The organism is Vibrio hepatarius (genome assembly GCF_001274785.1).
GTDB lineage: Bacteria > Pseudomonadota > Gammaproteobacteria > Enterobacterales > Vibrionaceae > Vibrio > Vibrio hepatarius.
Window position 1 is genome coordinate 104,267 of sequence record NZ_LHPI01000035.1, and the last position, 7,387, is coordinate 111,653.

Here is a 7,387-nt window from a genome sequence, read left to right on the forward strand (position 1 = left end):
CATTATCCGGAGTATGCCGAGTGCCAATCTCGCCATACCGGATCGAACCCTCTTGAACGAATCATCAATTCAACCGATGCAGCACTTCGTTCGTCACTGATCTCAAACTGTTCCAGTTCAACGTCGTCGTTGGCATAGCCACCCGGCTGGGTTTTGGATGCCGCCGACATAGAAGTAATTCCAAGTGGCAGTACGTTATCACGAAACTCAGGTGATTCTCGTGTTGAGAGAGACAGCTCAACTTCAGGGTTAAGTAATCGGTAGGCACAAATCAGTTGGACCAGTTGCTTGTCACTCATCACTGATTTGGGTTGCAACGCGCCTGCGCACGGTCGTAAACGCGGAAACGAAATCGAGTAACGAGTTTGCCAGTAGGTGCGCTCTAAGTAATCTAGATGTGCAGCAGTAAAGAAGCAGTCTGTACGCCAGTCCTCTAACCCTATTAACGCACCGATACCAATCTTATCTATCCCAGCTTTTGCTAACCGATCGGGGGTTTCAAGGCGAAACTCAAAATCCATCTTATTGCCGCGTAAATGATGTTGCGCGTACGTCGACGGATGATATGTTTCTTGATAAACCATCACCGCGTCTAAGCCTAAACTTTTAAGCTCTACATACTCTTCTTGCTTAAGCGGTTGAACTTCCATCGCAAGATAATTGAAGCGCTGTTTGATCTGCGGTAGCACCTTACGAAAGTAGTTCATCCCTACTTTGGTTTCGTGTTCACCAGTGACCAATAGTACGCTATCAAACTTCATTTGTTTGATAGCGTCAATCTCGGCATCGATCTCTTGTTGGCTGAGCGTTCTGCGCTTAATGCGGTTTTCCATCGAAAAGCCACAGTACGTACACGCATTGGCACATAGGTTAGACAAGTACAAAGGAATATAAAGCGACATGGTATTGCCAAATCGCTTACGCGTCAGAGTAAACGACAACTGTGCCATTTGCTCAAGATAACCTTCAGCCGCCGGAGAGATCAGCGCTTTGAAGTCTTCCAAATCACGTTTTGGCTTACTCAACGCGCGCTCGACATCCGCGACCGTTTTGCTGTTGATTGAGATAGACACGTCATCCCAGTTCAACTGTTTAAAGTGTTCGACGAAACTCATGTTCACCTCTCACCTCAGTTATCAAGAAACGAAGTCAACGGGCTGGATGCAACGGCGTGTGAAACCTTACCCGCCAAGCCAGCTTCATAAGCCGTTCTACCCGCATCCACCGCCAGTTTGAACGCCGTCGCCATGGCCATAGGATCTGCCGCAGCCGCAATGGCCGTATTAACGAGTACCGCATCAGCCCCCATCTCCATCGCTCTTGCGGCATGAGAAGGTGCACCGATTCCTGCATCAACGATGACCGGAACTTTTGCCTGGTCAATAATGATCTCAATAAAATCGTGAGACGCGATCCCTTTGTTCGATCCAATTGGTGCACCGAGCGGCATGACCGCTGCGCAACCGACTTCTTCCAAACGCTTACATAAGACCGGATCCGCATGGCAGTATGGCAAAACGACAAAGCCATCTTTCACCAACTGCTCTGCTGCAGCTAAAGTCTCAATTGGGTCTGGCATCAGATATTTTGGATCAGGGTGAATTTCCAATTTAAGCCAATTGGTTCCAAGTGCTTCACGTGCCAAATGAGCGGCAAAAATGGCGTCCTTAGCATTTTTGGCACCGGATGTATTCGGCAGCAAGTCCACACCCATATCGATAATCGGCTTGAGAATGTCGTCCTGCTGGTTATTCACGTCGACACGTTTGAGTGCCATCGTTGACAGTTGAGAGCCCGACGCTTTAATTGAATCGGCCATAACTCGACTGTTGGCAAACTTGCCCGTACCTGTAAACAGGCGTGACTGAAATGTTTTATTCGCAATCGTCAGCATCCAATTACCCTCCTGCGATGGCTTGAAAAAGTGAGATAGCATCACCGTCATTTAGGTGTGTACTCGACCACTCGCTACGTGGTATCACCGTATTGTTAATGGCAAATACGCACCCTAACGCGGGCAATGAAAGTTGCTCAATGATTGTCGATAGCGAGCTATTGAGCTGCACATGATGAGCTTGGTCATTTATTAAAATTCGCGCGGTTTCCATACTTCAACTCACTTTTTCATGCTTACCGCAGATGCGACATTTCGAGTCAGGCCTAATAGTTAGAGTTTGCCATTTGAGGCTCATGCCATCGAAAAGGTGCAATTCGCTGGCTTTAAAACCGACTTTATCTAAGGCGATGATCTGCAAAGCCGCTAACGCTTGGTAGTTACCTATCGTGCCCACCACCGGACCAAGGATACCGCTTTCGCTGCACTTGTTTGGGCGGTCAAGCACTTCATCAGGAACCAAACACTGGTAGCACCCGGTTTGGGATTCTGCGAAATCAAAAACAACAAATTGTCCTTGCCAGCCGATCGCCGAGCCTGAAATGAGGGGCTTAGCTTGACTCTGACAGACACGATTAACCAAGTGGCGCGTTGATAAGTTGTCACTACAATCCAGCACTACATCCGCCATCATAACTTCGAGATAGAGTTGCTCTTGAGTAAGACGTTTATTCAGCTTTCTGACTTTAAGCTCGTCGTTAATGCTTTGCATCTGACTTGCCATTGCGTCCACTTTAGCAGTATTGATATCGTTCGCGCGGTATATCACTTGTCGCTGTAGGTTGCTGGTTTCAACAATATCATCGTCGCAGATCACGAGCTGACCAATACCAGCAGCAGCCAAATACATCCCAGCGGCACTTCCTAAACCACCACAACCAATCATCAACACCGAAGAACGTTTAAGCTTCGATTGCCCAATCTCACCAATTTCTGGCAACGCAATTTGTCGTTGGTATCTAAGGAATGCGCTATCACTCAACATGACTCGGCTCCTGATTATGTGAATGTGCGGCCATGATCTGGCTAAAAGCTTGAATCACTTTTTGTGGTTCATTAGACAAAGTAACAGCCCTAACAACTGCTAAGCTCGACACTCCACATTGCCAAACGTCACTTGCATTGGCTAGATCAATACCGCCTATGGCAACCGTTGGCACACCGATCTCACTTCCATAAGGGATGGTATCAATGAGTTTTTGGTACAACGACAAGCGGACTAGGCCTTGAGGTTTGGAAGGCATTTGCTTAGTTGTGGTTGGAAAGATATGTCCCAACGCAATATAGCTCGGTGCAATCTGAACAATTCGCAACAGTTCGTAATAGCCGTGTGTTGATAGTCCAAGCCTAATGCCTTCATCACTCAACTGTTTGAGGTTAGACTCTTCAAGATCTTCCTGCCCTAAGTGAACACCATAGGCCCCATGCTCTATCGCCAGTTGCCAATAATCATTAATAAATACTTGAGCTTTAAATTGTCTGCCAAGTTCAATCGCTCGCTTTACCTGTAGCTCAAGGTCATCTTGCGCTGGATTCTTAATTCGAAGTTGAAGGGTTTTCACACCTAGGTTAAGTAAGCGTTCTATCCAATTGACACTATCAACCACAGGATAGAGTCCTAGGCTAGGTTTAGATAAGGTCGGAAAATGGATCGTATCTTGGTTCACTCCCCAACCCACTTTGATACCTAAACGTGAGTCTTCAATAACCGGGATTGGAAAATGGGAGTAATCATTCGTCCATGTTTCACGTGAAACATAGCTCATCGCACGCGCCAACGTCAGACAATCTTCAAGCGGAAAATCGATGGCAAGCAGAGTGATAACCCAAGAAAAGTGAAGCGAGTTATCTGCCTTATTAGCGGAGCTAAAAGACAACGCGCGCGTCTCACCAGTTAAGCAGTGATGCCAAATATCAAGGGAACGGTTTTCATCATGAACAGCGAGGTACACCGTGTTTTCCGTTCGTCCGAAATCATCACAAAGCTGTAAATTACTGTTATAGGCAAGGGTATATGAGAATGAATAGTCTTGGCTGACACAAGGAGGCAGATCGGTATACAGATCTGCCACTAAGCCAATGGTATCGTTTTGCTTAGATACCAAAACGGTATGAGTCGGGCTTACACCCAACTCAATATCGTCGACTATAAATCGTTGTTCCCCTGCTAATAACAAGCATTGCTGAACGCTGCCAGTCAGCTCAAGACACTCAGCAGGAATAAGGATTTTAGTCATCACTCCTCCGCTTCTGCCGTCACTGCTGGGTGGTATAACTCAGAGCCGGTTGCTCTAAACTCCTCAGACTTTTGACGCATTCCCTCTAGTGGATCATCGAGCAACTTAACCGAGATCGCTTGGTCAGCTGCGACTTGTTTAGTGTCCTTAGCGTATTCACGAACTTCTTGAGAGATCTTCATTGAACAGAATTTAGGTCCACACATAGAGCAGAAGTGAGCAACTTTTCCTGACTCTTGCGGAAGCGTTTCGTCGTGGAAAGCGCGCGCGGTATCTGGGTCCAGCGCTAGGTTAAACTGGTCTTCCCATCGAAACTCAAAACGTGCTTTAGACAGTGCATTATCACGAACCTGAGCTCCAGGGTGTCCTTTTGCCAGATCAGCTGCATGAGCAGCAAGTTTGTAGGTAATCAGGCCGGTCTTTACGTCTTCCTTATTAGGCAGACCTAAATGCTCTTTAGGCGTAACGTAGCAAAGCATTGCACAACCGTACCAACCAATCATTGCCGCACCGATACCAGACGTAATGTGGTCGTATCCAGGCGCAATATCGGTTGTCAAAGGACCAAGCGTATAGAAAGGAGCTTCGTGACAATGCTCAAGCTGCTCTTCCATGTTCTCTTTAATCATGTGCATTGGCACATGACCAGGGCCTTCGATGATAACCTGGACGTCGTATTCCCACGCGATCTTGGTCAATTCACCTAAAGTACGTAGTTCAGCAAACTGCGCTTCATCGTTGGCATCTGCAACCGAGCCAGGGCGCAGGCCATCACCTAATGAAAGCGCGACATCGTACTTAGCACAAATCTCACAAATCTCACGGAAGTTGGTGTATAGGAAGCTTTCCTGATGATGGGCAAGACACCATTTGGCGATGATAGAACCACCACGAGAAACAATACCGGTGACACGCTTAGCCGTCATTGGTACATAACGTAGCAACAGACCAGCGTGAATCGTGAAGTAGTCGACGCCCTGCTCTGCTTGCTCAATAAGCGTATCGCGCATCACTTCCCAGTTGAGGTTCTCAGCAATGCCATTCACTTTTTCTAGCGCTTGATACATAGGTACTGTACCAATCGGCACAGGGCTATTACGCAAAATCCATTCGCGCGTTTCGTGAATATTACGCCCTGTCGATAAGTCCATTACAGTATCGCCACCCCAACGGGTAGACCAAACCAGTTTCTCGACTTCTTCCTCGATAGAAGATGTCACCGACGAGTTGCCAATATTTGCGTTAACTTTGACCAAAAAGTTACGACCAATGATCATTGGCTCAGATTCAGGGTGGTTAATATTCGAAGGAATGATTGCTCGACCTTCTGCTACTTCTTTACGGACAAACTCAGCGGTAATGTCTTTAGGCAAGTTAGCACCAAAACTTTGTCCAGGGTGCTGTTGGTTTAATACTTCGTCACGATACTTCGCTCTGCCCATATTTTCACGTAGAGCGATGTACTCCATTTCCGGCGTGATAATACCTTTGCGTGCATAGTGAAGCTGAGTAACACATTGCCCCTCTTTAGCACGTCGTATACGTGGTAGATTTCCATAACGCAGTTCATCAAGCGTTTCGTCTTCTAGCCTTTCTTTCGTATATACCGAGCTTACATCATCAAGGATTTCAGTATCCGAACGCTCTTCAATCCAACCTTCTCTAAGCTTCGGTAAGCCATTGTAAAGGTCGATAGCGTAATCAGGGTCAGTGTACACGCCTGAAGTATCATAAACGCGTATAGGCTCATTAGGCTCAAAAATTGGGTTATCTTTTGTACCACCGACTAAGCTGTCGGCGAGGGTGATTTCGCGCATAGGCACGCGAATGTCAGGGCGAGAGCCCTCAACGTAAACTTTCTTAGAGTTTGGGTATGGTTGTACCGATAAGGTATCAATAAACTGTTTTGCTTCCAGTCTCGCTTGTTTGCGACTCGACATAGCATTTTTCCTTGCTTTGTTATGCTAGATAAAAAGTAGTTGGATAAAAATGCTTGGCGGATAGATGCGACAAGAGGCGTCGAACTGTGGTGTTTGAATAATCGAGTTATTAACCACGCTCGAGCGTTTGATAGACCACTAGATAGAAAACTAGTGTAGATATCTACTCCTGTTCCCTTCGCAGGTGTTAACCTGATCAGGTTCAACGGATCCCGAATTAACGGTCTCAGCCTTATGGCACTCCGACAAGTGTTACGAGTATATAAAATCAGCTTAGATAAACCAAGCTGAGTTGTGTAAATTTAATACGTTATACGGCTTAACTTTTAATAAGTAGCTGAAAGCCTACCCAAGCAGCTGAAATGCTCAATACCACGTTAAGTAGTACGTTCAATCCCATCTTGATAAAGGCGCCCTGTTGCATCAGAAGCACATTATCCATTGAAAAAGTCGAGAAGGTCGTTAATGCACCTAAGAAGCCTAGACCGATAATCTGACGCCACGGCTCCGTCGCTAATGTACCGTTTTCAAAAGCAGCGATCAGTAATCCCATTATCAGCGAACCGATAACATTGACGGAAAGTGTCCCATAGGGGAATCCACGACCAAATAGCGACACACAAAGTTCAGAAATCAAATAGCGAGAGCAGGCACCGAACGCACCACCGACTGCAATAAAACCAAGAATATAAAACTGCCCCATAACTCCCCCTAATAAATGACTTACTATTGTAACGATGAGTGCTCCTTTTTCGAACAATAAAATCAAACATATGGACTCAAACAAAGTTTGAAATTTAAAAAGTTACAGGAGTAACGTATTAGGACAATATCGCTATCACACGCCCAATTTCTTGTAATTTTGGGGCTCCGCGAGTTTGCCCATTGATAACTTGGTAATACAGCCAAACGAAAAAGGCTCCAGTCTTGCGACTAGAGCCTTAGATATGAATGAGGAGTGCCGGAGAGATTCAAACTCATGACTCACGCTATTTTGCTAATACGCGAATCCAATGCTCTATTTCATTAGAGTAGTTACTATTAAAAAGGCCCTAGTTTTTCAACTAGAGCCTTAAATATGGCAGGGGTGGAGAGATTCGAACTCCCAACACGCGGATTTGGAATCCGCTGCTCTGCCAATTGGAGCTACACCCCTGTAGAATTTTTCATATTCTAGATTCGAAAAAACCTCGCATTAAGCGAGGCTTTTAAAATAAGTGGCGGAGCGGACGGGACTCGAACCCGCGACCCCCGGCGTGACAGGCCGGTATTCTAACCAACTGAACTACCGCTCCGCACTGGTTAGACATTTAAGT

7 protein-coding genes, 2 tRNA genes and 1 riboswitch are annotated in these 7,387 nt (G+C 46.2%); all 9 genes read right to left on the reverse strand.

Annotation, left to right across the window (positions count from 1 at the left end):
- Positions 1-2: 2 nt before the first annotated feature.
- The 9 genes from thiH to AKJ31_RS21375 all read right to left on the reverse strand — a co-directional run bounded on the left by thiH (position 3) and on the right by AKJ31_RS21375 (position 7,366).
- The gene (gene thiH / locus AKJ31_RS21340; RefSeq protein WP_053411045.1) at positions 3-1,115 is read right to left on the reverse strand and encodes a 2-iminoacetate synthase ThiH; all 1,113 of its coding nucleotides are present in this window, start codon (positions 1,113-1,115) and stop codon (positions 3-5) included.
- Positions 1,116-1,129: 14 nt separating this feature from the next.
- The gene (locus tag AKJ31_RS21345) at positions 1,130-1,894 is read right to left on the reverse strand and encodes a thiazole synthase (protein WP_053411046.1); all 765 of its coding nucleotides are present in this window, start codon (positions 1,892-1,894) and stop codon (positions 1,130-1,132) included.
- Positions 1,895-1,898: 4 nt separating this feature from the next.
- On the reverse strand, positions 1,899-2,108 hold the full coding sequence (gene thiS / locus AKJ31_RS23120; protein WP_072161419.1) for a sulfur carrier protein ThiS: 210 nt from the start codon (positions 2,106-2,108) through the stop codon (positions 1,899-1,901).
- Positions 2,109-2,111: 3 nt separating this feature from the next.
- On the reverse strand, positions 2,112-2,879 hold the full coding sequence (locus AKJ31_RS21350; protein ID WP_053411047.1) for a HesA/MoeB/ThiF family protein: 768 nt from the start codon (positions 2,877-2,879) through the stop codon (positions 2,112-2,114).
- Complete coding sequence (locus AKJ31_RS21355; protein WP_053411048.1) at positions 2,869-4,131, reverse strand: thiamine phosphate synthase; 1,263 nt, start codon at positions 4,129-4,131, stop codon at positions 2,869-2,871. The genes AKJ31_RS21350 and AKJ31_RS21355 overlap by 11 nt, the downstream gene beginning before the upstream one ends.
- Positions 4,131-6,071 (reverse strand): phosphomethylpyrimidine synthase ThiC, encoded by a 1,941-nt coding sequence (thiC, locus tag AKJ31_RS21360; RefSeq protein ID WP_053411049.1) that lies wholly within the window; start codon positions 6,069-6,071, stop codon positions 4,131-4,133. Before thiC ends, AKJ31_RS21355 begins: the two co-directional genes overlap by 1 nt.
- Positions 6,072-6,227: 156 nt before the next feature.
- Positions 6,228-6,326: riboswitch (TPP riboswitch) on the reverse strand.
- Positions 6,327-6,390: 64 nt separating this feature from the next.
- Entirely contained in the window at positions 6,391-6,774 is a 384-nt protein-coding gene (gene crcB / locus AKJ31_RS21365; protein WP_053411050.1) for a fluoride efflux transporter CrcB, read from the reverse strand.
- A gap of 376 nt (positions 6,775-7,150) precedes the next feature.
- A tRNA-Trp gene (locus AKJ31_RS21370) sits at positions 7,151-7,227 on the reverse strand.
- 62 nt (positions 7,228-7,289) lie between these two features.
- Positions 7,290-7,366, reverse strand: a tRNA-Asp gene (locus AKJ31_RS21375).
- Positions 7,367-7,387 lie beyond the last annotated feature (21 nt).

Coding starts and splice junctions, on each gene's coding strand:
- AKJ31_RS21345 (WP_053411046.1), bottom strand. CDS start 1,894: ATGCTGACGATTGCGAATAAAACATTTCAGTCACGCCTGTTTACAGGT.
- thiS (WP_072161419.1), bottom strand. CDS start 2,108: ATGGAAACCGCGCGAATTTTAATAAATGACCAAGCTCATCATGTGCAG.
- AKJ31_RS21350 (WP_053411047.1), bottom strand. CDS start 2,879: ATGTTGAGTGATAGCGCATTCCTTAGATACCAACGACAAATTGCGTTG.
- AKJ31_RS21355 (WP_053411048.1), bottom strand. CDS start 4,131: ATGACTAAAATCCTTATTCCTGCTGAGTGTCTTGAGCTGACTGGCAGC.
- thiC (WP_053411049.1), bottom strand. CDS start 6,071: ATGTCGAGTCGCAAACAAGCGAGACTGGAAGCAAAACAGTTTATTGAT.
- thiH (WP_053411045.1), bottom strand. CDS start 1,115: ATGAGTTTCGTCGAACACTTTAAACAGTTGAACTGGGATGACGTGTCT.
- crcB (WP_053411050.1), bottom strand. CDS start 6,774: ATGGGGCAGTTTTATATTCTTGGTTTTATTGCAGTCGGTGGTGCGTTC.